We start from the raw sequence: 16,149 nt of genomic DNA, 5'->3' as shown, positions 1-16,149 counted from the left end.
CGATCCGCCCGCCGCCGCGCGCCTGCAACCAGTCGCGCGCATGGGCAACCAGCGACAGATGCCCTTCATGCAGCGCGCCCATGGTAGGCACCAGGGCGATTCGCTGCCCTTCGGCCCGCCAGGCGGCCACACAACCTCGCATTGCCCGCGTATCGCGGCAAATCTGCATATCTGGCCCTCCCTGACGCTGGCTGCGCCGCAAACTATCGGAACTGCCCCCTGTCATGCAAGTGCTGCGGCGCAGCATGGCGGATGGCAGGCTAACCTGGCAGCGCCGCTGGCAGCCGCCGCCCCAGCCGGTATTCGCGCCACAGGCTATAGGCCCCCGATGCCGCGATGATCGCCGCGCCCGCGACGGTCCAGCCATCGGGAAGCTGGCCAAAGACCAGAAAGCCCCAAAGCGTGCTCCAGATCATCAGCGTGTACTGGACCGGTGCCAGCACGACCGCCTGCGCCAGCTCTAATGCGCGGATGATCGCAAGTTCGGCGATGCCTGCGGTGGCCGCCGTTCCCAGCATCAGCAGCGTCACCCGCCAGTCGGCTGGCGTGGTCCAGATGAAGGGCAGGGGGATGGTCAGCAGCAGGCTGGCGGTCAGCCCGGTATAGGCGATGGTGGTCAGGATCGGTTCGTCCCCGCTGAGCAGGCGGGACAGAATCTGGCGCAGCGCAAAGGCGGTGCTGGTCACGAGGACCAGAAAAATCGCCGGGTGAAAGACGCCTGCGCCGGGGCGGATCACCACCAGCGTGCCCGCAAAGCCAAGGGCGACGGCGATCCAGCGCCTTGTGCCGACGCTTTCGTGCAGGATCAGCGCGGCCAGCACCGTGACGATGAAGGGCGCAACGAATGTGACCGTCACCGCGTCCGCCAGCGGCACATAGGCCACCGCGAAGATAAAGCTGGCCGATGTCACAACCGCTGTCAGCCCTCGGGACAGTTGCAGCACCGGATGGCGGCTGCGCAAGACCCGTGTGCCGTGGATCGTCAGCAGCACCAGAACCACGGCGAACAGGCCAAGCTGGCGCGTCCAGGCAACCTGCAACGGGTGCATCGACTGGGTCAGCAGCTTGGCCAGCATGTCCGAGGTGGCGTAAAAGAAGAACCCGCCCGCCATGAAGGCGATGCCTGCCATGGCCGATGTGGCACTGGGGTGGCGGCTTGCGGCGACGACTTTCGGCGCCAGCTCAGGCACGGGCCCGCGCATCCTGCGCCATTTGCCGGGCAATGATCAGCTTCATGATCTCGGTTGAACCTCCGGCGATCCGCGTGATCCGCGCGTCGGCATAGGCGCGCGCGATGGGATATTCCCACATATAGCCCCAGCCGCCATGAAGCTGCAAACACTCGTCCACCACCTTGCAATGCAGGTCGGTGGACATCAGTTTCAGCATTGCCGCATCGACGGGATCCAGCTTGCCCTGCATGAACAATTCGATGCATTTGTCGGTAAAAACCCGGCAGGACACGGTTTCGGCCCGTAACTGCGCCAGCTTGAACTGGGTGTTTTGCTGATCGAAGATCGACTTGCCAAAGGCCATGCGGTCCATGGTATAGGCGACGGTCTGTTCGACCACGGTTTCGGCCACGGTGGTCGAACGCACCGCCTGGGCCAGCCGCTCCTGGCTGAGCTTGGTCATCATCAGCCCGAACCCCTCGCCCTCGGTGCCCAGCATGTTTTCGGGCGGAAGGCGCATGTTGTCAAAGAACAGTTCGGACGTGTCCTGCGCCTTCATCCCCAGCTTTTCAAGGTTCTGGCCGCGGGTAAAACCGGGGCGGTCGCCCTCGACCAGAAACAGGGTCACGCCCTTCGCGCCCGCCTCGCTGTCGGTCTTGGTTGCCAGCACCAGCACATCGCAAAGCTGGCCGTTCGAGATAAAGACCTTTTGCCCGTTTACCACAAATTCATTGCCATCGCGCACCGCGCGGGTGCGGATCGCCTTGAGGTCGGATCCGGCATGCGGTTCGGTCATGCCAAGCGAGCCGATCCATTCGCCCGTCACCATTTTTGGCAGGAATTTCCGCTTTTGCTCCTCGGTTCCAAAGCCGGCGATATAGGTCGCCACCAGATCGGTATGGATCAGGAAGCCCGGCCCCGAGGCCCCCGCGCGCCACAACTCTTCGAACACGACTACATCGAACAGATAATCAAGGCCAAGTCCGCCATATTCTTCGGGCACGGTGCAGCACAGCATCCCCTGTTCGCCGGCCTTCAGCCATAATTCGCGCGGGACGATGCCGTCCTTTTCCCATTGTGCATGATAGGGCACGATCTCTTTTTCCACGAATTTCCGGACGGTATCGCGGAACATGTGGTGCTCTTCGCGGAACAGGTTTCTTTCGATCATGGCCATGCCCTTTTTCGTAACCTGATGTACTTTATCACTCCCACATATGGTAAGCAAGCATACGATGTGTATGATGATGGTAAGTTGAGTAAGAAAGCAAGCCCTCAGGCCCGCCATTGCGAGACGCAGGGGATCTTGTCGCGGTCGCAGCGGTCGGCGTATTTGCGCGCGATTTCCTGCACTTCGGCCAGCAGCCCGTCCTGCAATCGGATCGGATCCAAGCCCAGCCCCAGAAAGCGGTCATTGGCGACATGCAGGTCGTTTTCATCCGCCTCGTTGCGCGGGTTCTTCAGATAGGCGACCTGAACCCCGGTCTGGTCGCTGATCATCTGCGCCAGATCGCGCACGCGGTGGGTTTCGGTCATCTGGTTCAGGATATTCACCCGCTCGCCCCGCGCGGGTGGGTTCAGCAGGGCCAGCTCGATGCAGCGGCAGGTGTCCTGGATGTGAATGAAGGCGCGGGTCTGGCCGCCGGTGCCATGCACCGTCAGCGGATAGCCGATGGCGGCCTGCATCAGGAACCGGTTCAGCACCGTGCCGTAATCGCCGTCATAGTCGAAACGGTTGATCAGCCGGTCATCCATCCGGGTTTCTTCGGTCTGGGTTCCCCAGACGATGCCCTGATGCAGATCGGTGATCTGCACGCCGTCATTCTTGTTGTAATAGAAGAAGAAAAGCTGATCCTGCGTTTTGGTCATGTGATAGATGCTGCCGGGATTGGCGGGATACAGGATCTCTTGCCGGTGGGGGCCGTTCTCGGTTTCGACCACCACCGGCAGATAGCCCTCGGGGATCTTCATTCCCGCCGTGCCATAACCATAGACCCCCATCGTCCCCAGATGTACCAGATGAATATCCTGCCCGCTTTCCACGATGGCAGCCAGAATGTCATTCGTCGCGTTCAGGTTATTGTTGACGGTATAACGCTTGTGCCAGCTTGATTTCATTGAATAAGGCGCGGCGCGCTGTTCGGCGAAATGGATCACGGTGTCCGGCCGTTCCTTGCCAAGCAGCGTCAGCAGGCGGTGATAATGTTCGCCCACGGTGAATTTCTCGACGCGGATTTGATGGTTGGTCAGCTCGTGCCAGGTGCGCACGCGCTCGCCCAGGGGGCGGATCGGGGTCAGGCTGGAAACCTCTAGTTCGATGTCGATTTTCCGCCGCGACAGGTTGTCCACGATGATGACGTCATGGCCGCGCGCGGACAGATGCAGCGCGGTCGGCCATCCGCAGAACCCGTCGCCGCCCAGAATGATGATTTTCATGAAACCGCCTTCGTTATGGGACACGAATTTCCGGTGACGGTTCTAGAACGGCAGGTTCGCGGGCGCCATCCCGGCGCGGCGTTGCGACACGGAACCGACACAAACCGGCGGCATTCAGCCGCGCGGATCAAGCAGCCGTGCCAGAACGGCGTCGCGGGTGATCCGCCCGCCACCCGCGACGGGCAGCGCCTCGGTTCCGGCCAGCAGGCCCATCACCTCGCGGACGGGCATGTCGGCGGGAACCGGTTGTCCCGGCGCTTGGCCCGGCACAGCCACATCGGCAGCCCGCAGAACGCCCAGAGGGTTCATATGTGCTACGAAGTCGGCGACGTAATCGTTCACCGGATTGGCGATGATGTCGCGGGCCGATCCAATCTGGACGATCCGCCCGCCCTCCATCAGCGCGATGCGGTTGCCCAGCTTGAAGGCCTCGTCCAGATCGTGACTGACAAAGATGATCGTGCGCCGTGCGCGGGCCTGCAATTCCAGCAATTCATCCTGCAACCGGCCCCGGATCAGCGGATCCAGCGCGCTGAAGGGTTCGTCCATCAACAGGATCGGGGCGTCAGTGGCAAAAGCGCGGGCCAGCCCGACGCGCTGCTGCATGCCGCCAGACAATTCGCCCACCTTGCGCTCGGCCCAGTCCGACAGTCCGACCATCTGCAACTGCCGATCCACCCGCTTGCGGCGCGCCTGAGCGGGCAGCCCCGCAAGTTCCAGCCCCAGCCCGACATTCTCGCGCACGGTACGCCAGGGCAACAGACCGAACTGCTGGAACACCATCGCCACCTGACGCAACCGGATGTCGCGCAATTCGCGGCCCCGCGCCCCCGTGACCGAGATCATCCGCGCCCCGTCCCAGACCCGGACCTCGCCCCGGCAAACCTCGTTCAGGGCATTGACCGCGCGCAGCAGTGTCGATTTACCTGACCCGGACAGGCCCATCAGCACCAGAATCTCGCCCTGTGCGACGGTCAGGCTGCAATCATGGACACCCAGAACCTGCCCGGTTTCCTGCTTGATGGGGCCGCGTTCCAGCCCCTCGTCCATCAGCGGCAGGGCGGTTTCGGGCGCGTCGCCAAAGACGATGCTGACACGGTCAAATTCGACGGCATTGGGTAACATGTTCATTTCCGGCCCTCCATGCGCAGCATCCGGTCCAGCATGATCGCGACGATGACGATGACGAACCCCGATTCAAAGCCAAGCGCCGTGTTCACACTGTTCAGCGCGCGCACCACCGGCACCCCCAGCCCCGACGCACCGACCAGCGCCGCGATCACCACCATCGACAGCGACAGCATGATCGTCTGGTTCAGCCCCGCCATGATCTGAGGCAGCGCGCTTGGCAGTTCGACCTTCCACAGCAATTGCCGGGGCGTCGCGCCAAAGGCCCGCGCGGCCTCGATCAGCGGGGCCGGGGTCGAACTGATGCCAAGCTGCGTCAGCCGGATCGGCGCGGGCAGCACAAAGATTACCGTCGCCAGCAGGCCGGGCACCATGCCGATGCCAAAGAACACGATGGCCGGGATCAGATAGACAAAGGTGGGCAGGGTCTGCATCAGGTCCAGCATCGGCCGCATCCATGCATACAGCCGGGGCCGGTGTGCCGCTGCGATGCCCACCGGTACGCCGATGACCATGCAGACCATGCAAGAGGCCAGTACCAGCGTCAGCGATTGCATCGTCTCGTCCCAATAGCCCTGATTAAGGATGAACAGCAGCCCCGCCGCCACCAGCAGGCAGGTCCGCAACCGTCGTTGCAGCGCAAAGGTCAGCGCTACCGCAAGTGCGATAAAGACGAAGGGATGCGGATAATCCAGCCCCGCCTGAATGCGCCCGATCAGCCAGTCCATCGCGTCGGACAGGGCGTTGAACATCCCCGAGCCATGCCCGTTCAGCCAGTCGAAAGCCGCCTTGGCGGTCTTTCCGACGGGGATTTTGTGGTCGGTGACGAAAGCGGTTAGCTGCTCCATTCGGAATTCCCGGTCTCAGGCGCGCGCCATAACATGTCTTTGACGGCACAAGGTCTTGATGATTGCTGACGGGCGTTCCCGCCCCGGCGAAGGGGCGGAAACGGACATGGGTTCAGCCCTTCAGCGCGCTGTCCAGCGCCGACAGCGCGTCGTTGCCGTCAAGGGTGGTGACGCCATCCAGCCAGCCCGCATAGGCATCGGGATGGGCCTTCAGCCAGGCTTTGGCGGCGTCCATCGGATCGGTGCCGTCATTCAGGATCGCGCCCATCACCTCGTTTTCCATCGGCAGGGTGAATTCCAGATTTTGCAGGAACCGGCCGATATTGGGGCATTCGGTAACATAGCCCGAACGGGTGTTCGTGCGCACCTCGGCCCCGCCAAAATTCGGCCCGAACAGATCGTCGCCACCCGACAGATAGGTCATCTGGAACTGCGTGTTCATCGGATGCGGTTCCCACCCCAGAAAGACGATGGGCTTGCCCGCGCCGTCCTGCCGCGCCACCTGCGCCAGCATCCCCTGTTCGCTGCTTTCGACGATCTCGAACGTGCCCAGCCCGAACTGGTCATTTGCCACCATCTCAAGCAGCAGGCGGTTTCCGTCATTGCCCGGCTCGATCCCATAGATCTTGCCGTCCAGCGCGTCTTTCTGCGCGGCGATTACCGAAAAATCGGTGATGCCCAGATCCGCGCCCGCCTTGTTGGTGGCCAGCGTGTATTTCGCGCCGGTCAGGTTCACGCGCACCGTGTCGATCGTGCCTGCCTTGGTATAGGGGCCGATATCGGCCTCCATCGTGGGCATCCAGTTGCCCAGAAACACGTCCACATCGTCGGTGGACAGCGCCGTGAAGGTCACTGGCAGCGACAGAACCTTGGTTTCGGTCTGGTATCCCAAAGCCTGCAACACGGTCGAGGCCAGTGCCGTCGTCGCGGTAATATCCGTCCAACCGACATCGGACAGCGTGACCTTGCCGCATTGCGCAGGCTCGGCCGCGAAGGCTGGGCCGGTCAGAGCCGTACCCAGTGCCAGAATGGCGGCGATGCGGAAAGGGGTCATGGATTGCTCCTTATTGTTGATTGACTCGCCAATCAAGAATCGGCTATACGAGTCAGAGGGTTAGTAACACGAGCATTCGGATGCCGAAGCTTGGCGCAGAGCCTATCCGAAAAGCCGCATTAATCAACGCCACGATCCACGAGATCGGGCGAACGGGTTCTCTGGACGTCACCGTCGCCCAGATTGCGCAGCGCGCGGGCATGTCCCCGGCGCTGGCGCATCACTATTTCGGGTCCAAGGACCAGCTTTTTCTGCACTCCATGCGCTATATCATGCGCGTCTATGGCAATTCGGTGCGCGACGGCATTCAGGGCAAGGGCGCGCGCGGGCGCCTTGACGCGATTCTGCGGGCCAGTTTCTCGGCCCCGAATTTCCGGCGCGACACGATCAGCGCCTGGCTGAATTTCTATGCGTTGTCGCATACGAATGATGAGGCCGCACGGCTGCTGCGAATCTATCATCGGCGGCTGCGCTCGAATCTGGTCGTGGCACTGCGGGCGGTGACGCCGAATCCGCTGCCCATGGCCCGGACGCTTGAGGCACTGATCGACGGCGTCTATCTGCGCGCGGTGTTGACGCCGGGGCCGGTCGATGCCGGGGCCGCGTTGAAGATCGTCACCGATTACGTTGATGAAGCGCTTGGCTGACAGCGGGCCGGGTAGAACCTGTGTGCGACCGACACCCCCGTCCGGTAACCACACGAGGCAGGTGCCGCGCATATGGCAGGCCTAATCCAGCACGCGGAATTGCATGTTCTCGGGGATTGCCGTGTCGATCGTCGCGCCGGTCCATCCGTTCATCTCGATCAGCTTTCTGGCGTTGATCGCGGTGGATCGGGGCAGCACGTATTGCAACCGTCTGGCAGCCATCTGGATGGTCAGCGGGCCGTCGCTGTCCTTGAGCGCGGCGACGCCGCGCACCGTTCCGGCATCCACGCATTTCTGTGGATAGCCACGGCACCAGTCGTCGCTGGCGCTGAAATCCACAGCCTCTTGCGCGGCGGCCGGGACAGTTCCGACCGCCCCGGAGGCCGCGAATAAAATCAGGGCAAACGCAGCGTGTTTCATCCGCTTCCTCTTGTCTGTTGAACCTTGCGCGCGCGCTCAGCCCTTGTCTGCGATCTGTTTGCGGATGTCCTGAACCGTCGCCGTCAGCCCTGCCGCCGGAACGCCGCGCAGCAATTCGTCGCCAATGACAAAGGTGGGCGTGCCCTGAATCGCCATGCGTTCGGCAAGCTGATAATTCTCGCGCAGGATGGCGCTGACAGAGTCGGTATTCATCGTGTTCACCACCTCGTCGGCATCCACGCCTATATCCCCGGCGACCTTTTTCAGGGCGTCGATGCTGGCCGGGCTGCGCAGGGCGATCAGCGCGTCATGCGCCTTGAGGTAAGCATCATCCCCGGCAATCTGCTTGACCGAGATGGCAAAGCGGGCCGATGCCTCGCTGTCCTGACCGAGGATCGGAAATTCCTTCATGATCAGACGGATGTTGCCGTCTTTCGCGACGATATCGCGCACCTCGTCATTGAAGCGGCGGCAGACTCCGCAGCGGTAGTCGATGAATTCGACCATGGTCAGATCACCCTGAGGATTGCCGCCGACCCAACTGTGGCCATCCATGAAAATGGCGTCAAGATTCGCGGCGACCAGTTCCTTGTCGTTCATGGCCGCATCATTGGCGCGGCGTTCTTCCAGCACGTTGATCGATTCGATCAGCACCTCGGGATTGGCCATCAGATAGTCGCGGACGGCCTCGCCGAAGGCAGCCTTTTCGTCGTCGGACATGGACGAGATGTCGAAGGCAAGGACGGGTGTCGCGGTCAGCAGCAGCGCGGCGATCAGACGTTTCATGGCATTCCTCGGCTTGGGATCGCGGTCAGCTTGGACCGATGGCGCGCGGAACGCAAGAAAGCCGGTCACACGGCTGTGTGAGGCATTAAGGCTGGGCGCGGGTCCGAAGCTGCGTTAGGACGGGGGAAAAGCACGGGCCACAGGCAATCGGAGCAGGGGCAAATGCGGCAATCCACGCGCGGACAGGTTGATCCGTTCATTGTCATGGATGTGATGGAGGCAGCAGCACGGGCCGAGGCGGCGGGCCGCCACATTATCCATATGGAGGTAGGCCAGCCCGGCACCCCCGCCCCCGCAGGCGCGAGGCAGGCCCTTTCCCGCGCATTGTCGCAGCCTTTGGGCTATACCGTCGCCCTTGGCCTGCCCCGGTTGCGTCAGGGGATCGCGGGGTTGTACCGGCGCTGGTACGGGGTCGATCTGGATCCGGCCCGTGTCGTCGTGACGCCTGGCAGCAGCGGGGCCTTCATTCTGGCCTTTTCGGCGCTGTTCGACGCCGGGGACCGGGTGGCGATGGGACTGCCGGGCTATCCCAGCTATCGCCAGATTCTGCGGGCGATGTCGCTGGAACCGGTGGGGATCGCGACGCGCGCAGAAGACCGCTATCAGCCGCGCCCGCAGGATCTGCCGGATGCGGCGGGGCTGATTCTAGCCTCGCCCGGCAACCCCTCGGGCACGGTGTTACGGCGGGACGAGATGCGGGCACTGACGGATGCGGCGGCAGAACGCGGGATGGCGGTGATTTCGGACGAGATTTACCACGGGCTGTCCTATGGGGACCGCTGTTGTTCCGCGCTTGAGGTGACGGATGATGTTTTCGTCATCAATTCGTTCAGCAAGTATTTTTCCATGACCGGCTGGCGCGTCGGCTGGATGGTGGTCCCCGAGGCGCATGTCCGCACGGTCGAGCGGCTGGCCCAGAACATGTTCATCTGCCCGCCCCATGCCAGTCAGGTAGCAGCGCTGGCGGCGCTGGATTGCGAGGATGAGGCGCGGGCCAATCTGGCCGTCTATGCCGAAAACCGCCGTCTGATGCTGGAAGGCCTGCCAAGGGCCGGGTTCACCAGAATCGCGCCGCCCGAGGGGGCGTTCTATATCTATGCGGATGTGTCGGATCTGACAGATGATTCGCTGGCATTTGCGGCGCGGATTCTGGATGAGGCAGGCGTTGCCGTCACGCCCGGACTGGATTTCGACCCCGACCGCGGCGCACGGACGCTGCGGTTTTCTTATGCGCGCGGGACAGAGGATATTGCCGAGGGGTTGCGTCGGCTGGCTGCCTTCATGGCCGCGTACCGGACCGCACGATGAAATGCCTCGCCTTTCTTCTGGCGCTGCTATTCGCGTGGCAGGTGCATGCGCAAGAGCCCGCCCGGCTGCAACTCGGAGCGTCGCATCTGACCGCCGAGGGGCGGGACCGGGGCAGGCCCCGACCGATGGCCCTGACACTGACTCTGGACCGTGCCGTACCTTACCGCGTGTTTCTGGTCGGCGACCCGGCGCGGCTGATCGTCGATCTGGAGGGCGCGGATTTCGGAGGGCTGCGCACCGGCGACCTGTTCGGGCACGATCTGGTGCCCGCGATCCGTTGGGGACGGTTTCAGCAGGGTTGGTCGCGGATGGTGATCGAACTGCCCGGCCCTTACCGCATTGCCCTTGCGGGGCAGCGCACCACCGCGCCCGAGCCGGTGATCCGCGTCGAACTGGAACCGGTCAGTGACAAGGATTTCGCGCCGCGCCCCAGTGCCACGACCGCGCTGCGCGATCTGCCGGCACCTGCCGAACTGCCGCCTGCGCCGCCCGATGACGGGCTGACCGTGGTGCTGGATCCGGGGCATGGCGGCTTTGATCCGGGGGCGCAGGCCGGCGATACGACCGAGGCGCAGCTTGTGCTGGGTTTCGCGCTGGAGCTGCGCCGCGCGCTTGAGGCGCGGGGGATTCGCGTTGTCATGACCCGCGACAGCGACGATTTCGTCAGCCTTGAACAGCGGACCACCATGGCACGCGCGGCGGCGGGCGATCTGTTCATCTCGGTCCATGCTGATGCGTTGCCAAGCGGGCAGGCGGCGGGCGCGACTGTCTATGTCTGGAGCCGGAAGGCCAACGATCAGGCGGCGGCGCAACTGGCAGCGCGGCATGACCGCGACGACCTGCTGGCCGGGGTTGATCTGTCGGGGCAGGATGATGCGCTGGCGGCGGTGATGATGGATTTCGCGCGCACCGACACGCAGCCGCGATCGGAAAACTTCGCGCGTTTCCTGATTTCGCGTATGGCGTTGCAGGATATTGGCTTGCACGGGCGGCCGGTTCAGGGCGCGGCTTTCTCGGTTCTCAAGGCACCGGACATCCCCTCGGTTCTGCTGGAACTGGGATTTATCTCGGACCCCGAGGACCGGCGCAATATGGGCGATCCGGCATGGCGGGCGCGCATGGTGCAGGTGCTGGCCGATTCGGTCAGCGGCTGGGCGCGGGACGAACGCTCGCGCAGTGCGGTGCTGCGCCGCTGACCACGCGATGACCCAGTGTTGTTTTGACGCTGATCGTTGCCATGTCTATAGACGGGGCAGAAACTGAAAGGCCTTTCCCGCCGTGTTGCGCAGCATCCTCTCATTCTTTGGCGCGATCTTTTCCTGGGTCGTGACCGCCGCCTTTTTCGCCGCGCTGACTCTGGGCGCGATCTTCTGGATGTATTCGCGCGACCTGCCCAGTCACGGCGCGTTGGCGCAATACAGCCCCAAGACGATCAGCCGCGTCTATTCGGGCGAGGGCAGGCTGATCGACGAATTTGCCGAAGAACGCCGGATCTTTGTGCCCAGCGAGGAAATCCCCGATCTGGTGAAAGAGGCTTTCATCAGCGCCGAGGACAAGTCCTTTTACAGCCATCCCGGCTATGACCTGCGCGGAATTGTGGCAGCGGCGGTGCAGGCGGTCCGGTCGGGGGGCGAGCAGATGCGTGGCGCTTCGACCATCACCCAGCAGGTCATGAAGAATTTCCTTCTGTCCAGTGATCGCAGCGTCGAACGCAAGGTCAAGGAATTGATCCTGGCCTCGCGGCTGGAACGGGCGCTGACCAAGGATCAGATTCTGGAACTGTATCTGAACGAGATTTCTCTGGGCCAGAACAGCTTTGGCGTGGCTGCTGCCGCGCAGACCTATTTCAACAAATCGCTGTCCGAGCTGGCCCCGCACGAGGCGGCAATGCTGGCCGCGATGCCGCAGGCTCCGGGCCGTTATCACCCGGTCCGCGCCAAGGACCGGGTGACGGAACGCCGCAACTATGTCCTGCGCGAGATGTGGCAGAACGGCTATATCGACGAGGCGACCTATCAATCCGAGGCCAAGCTGCCGTTGCGTTCCGTGCAGAACGGCGATTTCCCCTCGGCCAGCAGCCAGATGCCGCCGCGCGACTATTTCACCGACGAAATCCGCCGCCAGCTTAGCCGCGAATTTGGCGAGGACGAATTTTTCGGCGGCGGGCTGACCATTCGTGCAACCGTCGATCCGAAATTGCAGACAGCCGCCGCCGCCGCGTTGCGCGATGCGCTGGAAAACTATGACCGGGGCACGGGCGTCTGGCGCGGCACGGGCGAGACGATCCCGGCCGACCAACTGACCGACGAGGCGGTCTGGCGCGGGGCGCTGTATGCCCTGCGGGTTCCGCGCGATATTCCGGGCTGGTATCCGGCGGTCGTGCTTGAGGTTGGCGCGCAGGACGCGCGGATCGGGATCGAGGGCATCGAAGAGGATGCCGACGGCCATTGGGTGCCCGCGCGCGACGTGCAATGGGCGCGCAGGCTGGACCGGGCGACGGGTTCGCTTGGCCCCAAGGCGCAGGTGGCGGGCGATCTGGTCCAGGTTGGCGATGTGGTGCTGGTCCGGGCCATGACTGACGACAAGACCGGTGCCTTCGTCCGCTGGACCCTGCGGCAGGTGCCCGAGGTCGAAGGCGGCTTTATGGCGATGGACGTGAACACGGGCCGGGTCATGGCGATGCAGGGGGGCTTTTCCTATCAATCCTCGGTGTTCAACCGCGCGACTCAGGCGATGCGGCAGCCAGGTTCCAGCTTCAAGCCCTTTGTCTATGCCGCCGCGCTGGATAACCGGTATACCCCCGCCACGATTGTCGTGGACGAGCCGATCACCCTGAACACCCCCGAAGGCCTGTGGGAGCCGCAGAATGCCAGCGGCAAGCACTATGGCCCGACCCCCTTGCGCACCGGGATCGAACAGTCGCGCAACCTGATGACGATCCGCATCGCGCAGGATATCGGCATGGACCGCGTCGCCGAATATGCCGAAAAATTTGGCGTTTACGATCATCTTGCGCCGTATCTGGCCAATGCTCTTGGCGCGCAGGAAACGACGCTGTTCAAGATGGTGGCCGCTTATGCGATGTTTGCCAATGGCGGCGAAAGGGTGGAACCCGCGCTGGTTGACCGCGTTCAGGACCGGCGCGGGCGCACCATCTATCGCCATGACAAGCGCGTATGCGAGACCTGTGGCATGCAGGCCCTGCCCGCCGGGCAGGGACCGGTGATCGACAATAACCGCGAACGGGTGATGGATGCAGTCACCGCCTATCAGTTGACATCCATGATGGAGGGCGTGGTCAAGCGTGGCTCGGGCAAGGGCGTCAACCTGCCGGTTCCCATCGCGGGCAAGACCGGCACCACGAATGATGCCAAGGATGTCTGGTTCATCGGCTTTTCCAGCAATATCGTTGCCGGCTGCTATCTGGGTTATGACCAGCCGCGCACGCTGGGGCGCAATGCCTTTGGCGGAACGCTGTGCGTGCCGGTTTTCAACGCCTTCATGCGCGAGGCGGTCAAGGAATTTGGCGGAACCGAGTTCAAGGTGCCGCCGGGCGGATACTGGGTCAAGATCGACCGTTTTACCGGCCAGCGCTTGCCCGACGACGCCTCGGGCGAGAATGTCGTGGCCGAGTATTTCCGCGACGGCTCTGATCCCGACTGGTTGTCGCCCTATGTGGTGGCGGGTTTCGGCGATGACAATGTGGTCCTGCCGTGGAAATCCGAAAGCGGCGGCGTGACCTCGATCACCACCTCGACAGGCAAGCGCAAGATCATCCCGAAAAAGGCCGATTTCGGCACCATGTCCTCGGGCGGGCTGTATTAGGTCCGGCGCGCACGTGCCGCGCCGCCCGATGGCCCGGCGCATCAGCATGTGTCGCGAAAAGAGATAGTGGAGCGGGTGATGGGAATCGAACCCACGTATTCAGCTTGGAAGGCTGCTGCTCTACCATTGAGCTACACCCGCGCTTCATACCGTATAAAAGCCCGGCGCGCGGGGTGCAAGCTATCCGATGCCGCGTTTTGCCAGTTCCGCGCGCAGGCCCGGCGCATCGGCGAACAGGATCGCGTCCATCCCGATCGCGCGGGCACCGGTGACGTTGGCGGCGCTGTCGTCGATGAAGATGCAATCGCCGGGCGCGATGCCGTTGCGGCGGGTCAAGGTCAGATAGATTTCAGGCGCGGGTTTCAGCAACCGTTCGATGCCCGAGACGACGACATCCTCGAACAGCGTGTTCAGCCGGGGATAGCAGGCAATCGCTGCGGGCCAGTTGTCTGCGGACCAGTTGGTGATCGCGAACAGCCGGTGGCCTGCGGATTTCAGCGTTTCGGCGATGTCCCAGGTGCCGGGGATCGGATTGGCTATGGTGGCCGCAAAATTCGCGCAATAGCTGTGCAACGGGGCGGCATCCGCGCCATGCGACCGGTCGGCCTCGGCCAGCCCCTCGGCCAGATCGCGGCCCGCATCCTGCCGCCGGTTCCAGTCGTCAAAGCCGACGCGCCCCATCCAGTCGCGCAGCTCTTGCCTTGTGGCAAAGACACCGTCAAAAGCGCATTCCGGATCCCAGTGGATCAGCACCTGCCCAAGATCAAAGACGATATGTTTCATCGGCGTTCCCTGAAAAAAGAATGCAGCAGGTCGCGGGCGCTGTCGGCGGCGATGTCGTCATAGACCAGCGGGCGGTGATGACATTGCGGATGGTCGAATACGCGCGCGCCATGCGCGACGCCGCCCATCCTCGGGTCATGCGCGCCGTAATACAGCGCCGCGATCCGGGCGGCCGAGATGGCGGCAGCACACATCGGGCAGGGCTCCAGCGTGACCCACAGGCTGTGGCCGGGCAGGCGTTCGGATCCGGCGGCGGCGCAGCCAGCGCGAATCGCAAGGATTTCGGCATGGGCGGTAGGGTCGGACAGTTCCCGCGTGCGGTTTCCGGCGCGGGCAACGACGCAGCCATCCGGGGCGACCAGCACCGCGCCCACCGGAACCTCGCCGCGTCTGGCGGCGGCGCGGGCTTCGGCCAGAGCCGTTTCCATATGCGAGGTGAAGCCTGTCATGGCCGCTTGTCGCACGGTCGCGCAGGGCGGTGCAAGCTGGCAAAAAGAATCCTTTCGCAAGCCGGGGCAACGGCGTAAGAGGCGCTCTTTGCTACCGCAGCGATGCGCAGGAGACTTCGCCATGACCGACACGCCCGACACATCGGGACAACAGAAACCCGCCGATGCCGACCGAATCGCCAAGGTGATGGCGCGGGCCGGGGTCGCCAGCCGCCGCGAGGCCGAGCGGATGATCGTCGAGGGCCGCGTCACCGTGAACGGGCAAAAGATCGATAGCCCCGCGCTGGATGTGCTGCCGTCGGACCGGATTACGGTCGATGGCAAGAAGCTGGACGAAAAGCAGGAAACCCGGCTGTGGCTGTATTACAAGCCTGTCGGTCTGGTGACGACTGAGGCTGACGAAAAGGGACGTCAGACCATCTTTGACGCTCTGCCGCGCGATTTGCCGCGGGTGATGACGGTCGGGCGCCTGGACCTGACCTCGGAAGGGCTGCTGTTGCTGACCAATGACGGAGAGCTGAAGCGCCGACTGGAACTGCCTTCGACGGGCTGGCTGCGGCGCTATCGCGTGCGGGTGAACGGTGTCCCGAACGACATGACCTTTGCGCCGCTGCGCCGGGGTGCGACCATTGATGACGAAGATTTCGCGCCGATGGAGATCAAGCTGGACAGTCAGCAAGGCGCGAATGCCTGGCTGACCGTCGGCATCCGCGAGGGCAAGAACCGCGAAATCCGCCGCGCGATGGCGCATGTCGGGTTGCAGGTGAACCGGCTGATCCGCATCGGCTATGGCCCGTTCAAGCTGACCGGGCTGGACAGGAACCAGGTGTCCGAGGTCAAGCGCCGGGTGCTGCGCGATCAGCTTGGCGGGCTGCTGACCGGCGAGGCGGATGACAAGGTCCGCGAACTTCGCCCCTATGGTGCCGGTGGGCCGCGCCGCGACGCCGACGACCGTCCGCGCCGCAGCTTTGGTGGCAAGCCGGGCGAGTCCGGTGATCGACCGCGTCGCAGCTTTGGGGATAAGCCGGGTGGGTCCGGTGATCGCCCGCGTCGCAGCTTTGGTGGCAAGCCGGGTGAGTCCGGTGATCGTCCGCGCCGCAGCTTTGGTGGCAAGCCGGGTGAGTCAGGTGATCGTCCGCGTCGCAGCTTTGGTGCAAAGCCGGGTGAGTCGGGGGTAGGACGGCGTCTCGTCTTAACTCGCGTGCCGGGGGGGTCGGGGGTTGGCCGGCGTCGGGGGGTGGGGGGCGTGGGGGGGGGGGGGGGGGGGGGGGGGGGGGGGGGGGGGGGGGGGGG

At 63.7% G+C, this 16,149-nt stretch carries 16 protein-coding genes and 1 tRNA gene; 5 read left to right on the top strand and 12 right to left on the bottom strand.

What is annotated here, in order from left to right; translation table 11 throughout:
• The 7 genes from ACK5L9_RS20940 to choX all read right to left on the bottom strand — a co-directional run.
• On the bottom strand, positions 1 to 169 hold a 169-nt coding region (locus ACK5L9_RS20940), incomplete at its 3' end, for a pantoate--beta-alanine ligase (RefSeq protein WP_416913392.1).
• Between the two features lie 91 nt (positions 170 to 260).
• Positions 261 to 1,190 carry a DMT family transporter gene (locus tag ACK5L9_RS20935; protein WP_416913390.1) on the bottom strand — a complete coding sequence of 310 codons (930 nt, stop codon included), beginning with the start codon at positions 1,188 to 1,190 and terminating at the stop codon, positions 261 to 263.
• Positions 1,183 to 2,343: an acyl-CoA dehydrogenase family protein gene (locus ACK5L9_RS20930; protein WP_416913389.1), complete on the bottom strand. Its 1,161-nt coding sequence runs from the start codon at positions 2,341 to 2,343 to the stop codon at positions 1,183 to 1,185. Before ACK5L9_RS20930 ends, ACK5L9_RS20935 begins: the two co-directional genes overlap by 8 nt.
• A gap of 104 nt (positions 2,344 to 2,447) precedes the next feature.
• Positions 2,448 to 3,608, bottom strand: a complete 1,161-nt coding sequence (locus ACK5L9_RS20925; protein WP_416913388.1) for an NAD-dependent epimerase/dehydratase family protein — start codon at positions 3,606 to 3,608, stop codon at positions 2,448 to 2,450.
• Between the two features lie 114 nt (positions 3,609 to 3,722).
• Positions 3,723 to 4,733, bottom strand: coding sequence for a choline ABC transporter ATP-binding protein (gene choV / locus ACK5L9_RS20920; protein WP_416913391.1), 1,011 nt, complete (start codon positions 4,731 to 4,733; stop codon positions 3,723 to 3,725).
• Between the two features lie 2 nt (positions 4,734 to 4,735).
• Positions 4,736 to 5,584 (bottom strand): choline ABC transporter permease subunit, encoded by an 849-nt coding sequence (gene choW / locus ACK5L9_RS20915; protein WP_416913387.1) that lies wholly within the window; start codon positions 5,582 to 5,584, stop codon positions 4,736 to 4,738.
• A 112-nt stretch (positions 5,585 to 5,696) separates the two neighbouring features.
• Complete coding sequence (choX, locus tag ACK5L9_RS20910) at positions 5,697 to 6,638, bottom strand: choline ABC transporter substrate-binding protein (RefSeq protein ID WP_416913386.1); 942 nt, start codon at positions 6,636 to 6,638, stop codon at positions 5,697 to 5,699.
• A gap of 80 nt (positions 6,639 to 6,718) precedes the next feature.
• On the opposite strand from choX, the gene betI reads away from it, so the two are divergent.
• On the top strand, positions 6,719 to 7,285 hold the full coding sequence (gene betI / locus ACK5L9_RS20905; protein WP_416913385.1) for a choline-responsive transcriptional repressor BetI: 567 nt from the start codon (positions 6,719 to 6,721) through the stop codon (positions 7,283 to 7,285).
• A gap of 81 nt (positions 7,286 to 7,366) precedes the next feature.
• On the opposite strand, the gene ACK5L9_RS20900 is transcribed toward betI, so the two are convergent.
• Entirely contained in the window at positions 7,367 to 7,705 is a 339-nt protein-coding gene (locus tag ACK5L9_RS20900) for a hypothetical protein (protein ID WP_416913384.1), read from the bottom strand.
• Positions 7,706 to 7,741: 36 nt separating this feature from the next.
• A complete protein-coding gene (locus tag ACK5L9_RS20895) occupies positions 7,742 to 8,491 on the bottom strand; it encodes a DsbA family protein (RefSeq protein ID WP_416913383.1) in 750 nt (249 codons plus the stop codon).
• 162 nt (positions 8,492 to 8,653) lie between these two features.
• On the opposite strand from ACK5L9_RS20895, the gene ACK5L9_RS20890 reads away from it, so the two are divergent.
• The 3 genes from ACK5L9_RS20890 to ACK5L9_RS20880 all read left to right on the top strand — a co-directional run bounded on the left by ACK5L9_RS20890 (position 8,654) and on the right by ACK5L9_RS20880 (position 13,624).
• The gene (locus ACK5L9_RS20890) at positions 8,654 to 9,799 is read left to right on the top strand and encodes a pyridoxal phosphate-dependent aminotransferase (RefSeq protein WP_416913382.1); all 1,146 of its coding nucleotides are present in this window, start codon (positions 8,654 to 8,656) and stop codon (positions 9,797 to 9,799) included.
• Positions 9,796 to 10,995: an N-acetylmuramoyl-L-alanine amidase gene (locus ACK5L9_RS20885; protein WP_416913381.1), complete on the top strand. Its 1,200-nt coding sequence runs from the start codon at positions 9,796 to 9,798 to the stop codon at positions 10,993 to 10,995. The genes ACK5L9_RS20890 and ACK5L9_RS20885 overlap by 4 nt, the downstream gene beginning before the upstream one ends.
• Positions 10,996 to 11,077: 82 nt before the next feature.
• Entirely contained in the window at positions 11,078 to 13,624 is a 2,547-nt protein-coding gene (locus tag ACK5L9_RS20880) for a penicillin-binding protein 1A (protein ID WP_416913380.1), read from the top strand.
• A gap of 67 nt (positions 13,625 to 13,691) precedes the next feature.
• On the opposite strand, the gene ACK5L9_RS20875 is transcribed toward ACK5L9_RS20880, so the two are convergent.
• The 3 genes from ACK5L9_RS20875 to ACK5L9_RS20865 all read right to left on the bottom strand — a co-directional run bounded on the left by ACK5L9_RS20875 (position 13,692) and on the right by ACK5L9_RS20865 (position 14,856).
• A tRNA-Gly gene (locus ACK5L9_RS20875) sits at positions 13,692 to 13,765 on the bottom strand.
• Between the two features lie 39 nt (positions 13,766 to 13,804).
• Positions 13,805 to 14,407: an HAD family hydrolase gene (locus ACK5L9_RS20870; protein ID WP_416913379.1), complete on the bottom strand. Its 603-nt coding sequence runs from the start codon at positions 14,405 to 14,407 to the stop codon at positions 13,805 to 13,807.
• Positions 14,404 to 14,856, bottom strand: a complete 453-nt coding sequence (locus ACK5L9_RS20865) for a nucleoside deaminase (RefSeq protein WP_416913378.1) — start codon at positions 14,854 to 14,856, stop codon at positions 14,404 to 14,406. Before ACK5L9_RS20865 ends, ACK5L9_RS20870 begins: the two co-directional genes overlap by 4 nt.
• Positions 14,857 to 14,977: 121 nt before the next feature.
• Here ACK5L9_RS20865 and ACK5L9_RS20860 point away from each other — a divergent pair.
• On the top strand, positions 14,978 to 16,149 hold a 1,172-nt coding region (locus tag ACK5L9_RS20860; protein ID WP_416913377.1), incomplete at its 3' end, for a pseudouridine synthase.

This window comes from Paracoccus sp. (in: a-proteobacteria), assembly GCF_047973135.1.
Classification (GTDB): Bacteria; Pseudomonadota; Alphaproteobacteria; order Rhodobacterales; family Rhodobacteraceae; genus Paracoccus.
The sequence above is the reverse complement of the archived record's forward strand: the minus strand, read 5'-3'. Positions and strand labels throughout refer to the sequence as shown.

What these genes read in the sequence shown, in the direction of transcription:
- ACK5L9_RS20930 (WP_416913389.1), bottom strand. Translation starts at nt 2,343, where the DNA reads ATGATCGAAAGAAACCTGTTCCGCGAAGAGCACCACATGTTCCGCGAT.
- ACK5L9_RS20925 (WP_416913388.1), bottom strand. Translation starts at nt 3,608, where the DNA reads ATGAAAATCATCATTCTGGGCGGCGACGGGTTCTGCGGATGGCCGACC.
- choV (WP_416913391.1), bottom strand. Translation starts at nt 4,733, where the DNA reads ATGTTACCCAATGCCGTCGAATTTGACCGTGTCAGCATCGTCTTTGGC.
- choW (WP_416913387.1), bottom strand. Translation starts at nt 5,584, where the DNA reads ATGGAGCAGCTAACCGCTTTCGTCACCGACCACAAAATCCCCGTCGGA.
- choX (WP_416913386.1), bottom strand. Translation starts at nt 6,638, where the DNA reads ATGACCCCTTTCCGCATCGCCGCCATTCTGGCACTGGGTACGGCTCTG.
- betI (WP_416913385.1), top strand. Translation starts at nt 6,719, where the DNA reads ATGCCGAAGCTTGGCGCAGAGCCTATCCGAAAAGCCGCATTAATCAAC.
- ACK5L9_RS20900 (WP_416913384.1), bottom strand. Translation starts at nt 7,705, where the DNA reads ATGAAACACGCTGCGTTTGCCCTGATTTTATTCGCGGCCTCCGGGGCG.
- ACK5L9_RS20895 (WP_416913383.1), bottom strand. Translation starts at nt 8,491, where the DNA reads ATGAAACGTCTGATCGCCGCGCTGCTGCTGACCGCGACACCCGTCCTT.
- ACK5L9_RS20890 (WP_416913382.1), top strand. Translation starts at nt 8,654, where the DNA reads ATGCGGCAATCCACGCGCGGACAGGTTGATCCGTTCATTGTCATGGAT.
- ACK5L9_RS20885 (WP_416913381.1), top strand. Translation starts at nt 9,796, where the DNA reads ATGAAATGCCTCGCCTTTCTTCTGGCGCTGCTATTCGCGTGGCAGGTG.
- ACK5L9_RS20870 (WP_416913379.1), bottom strand. Translation starts at nt 14,407, where the DNA reads ATGAAACATATCGTCTTTGATCTTGGGCAGGTGCTGATCCACTGGGAT.
- ACK5L9_RS20865 (WP_416913378.1), bottom strand. Translation starts at nt 14,856, where the DNA reads ATGACAGGCTTCACCTCGCATATGGAAACGGCTCTGGCCGAAGCCCGC.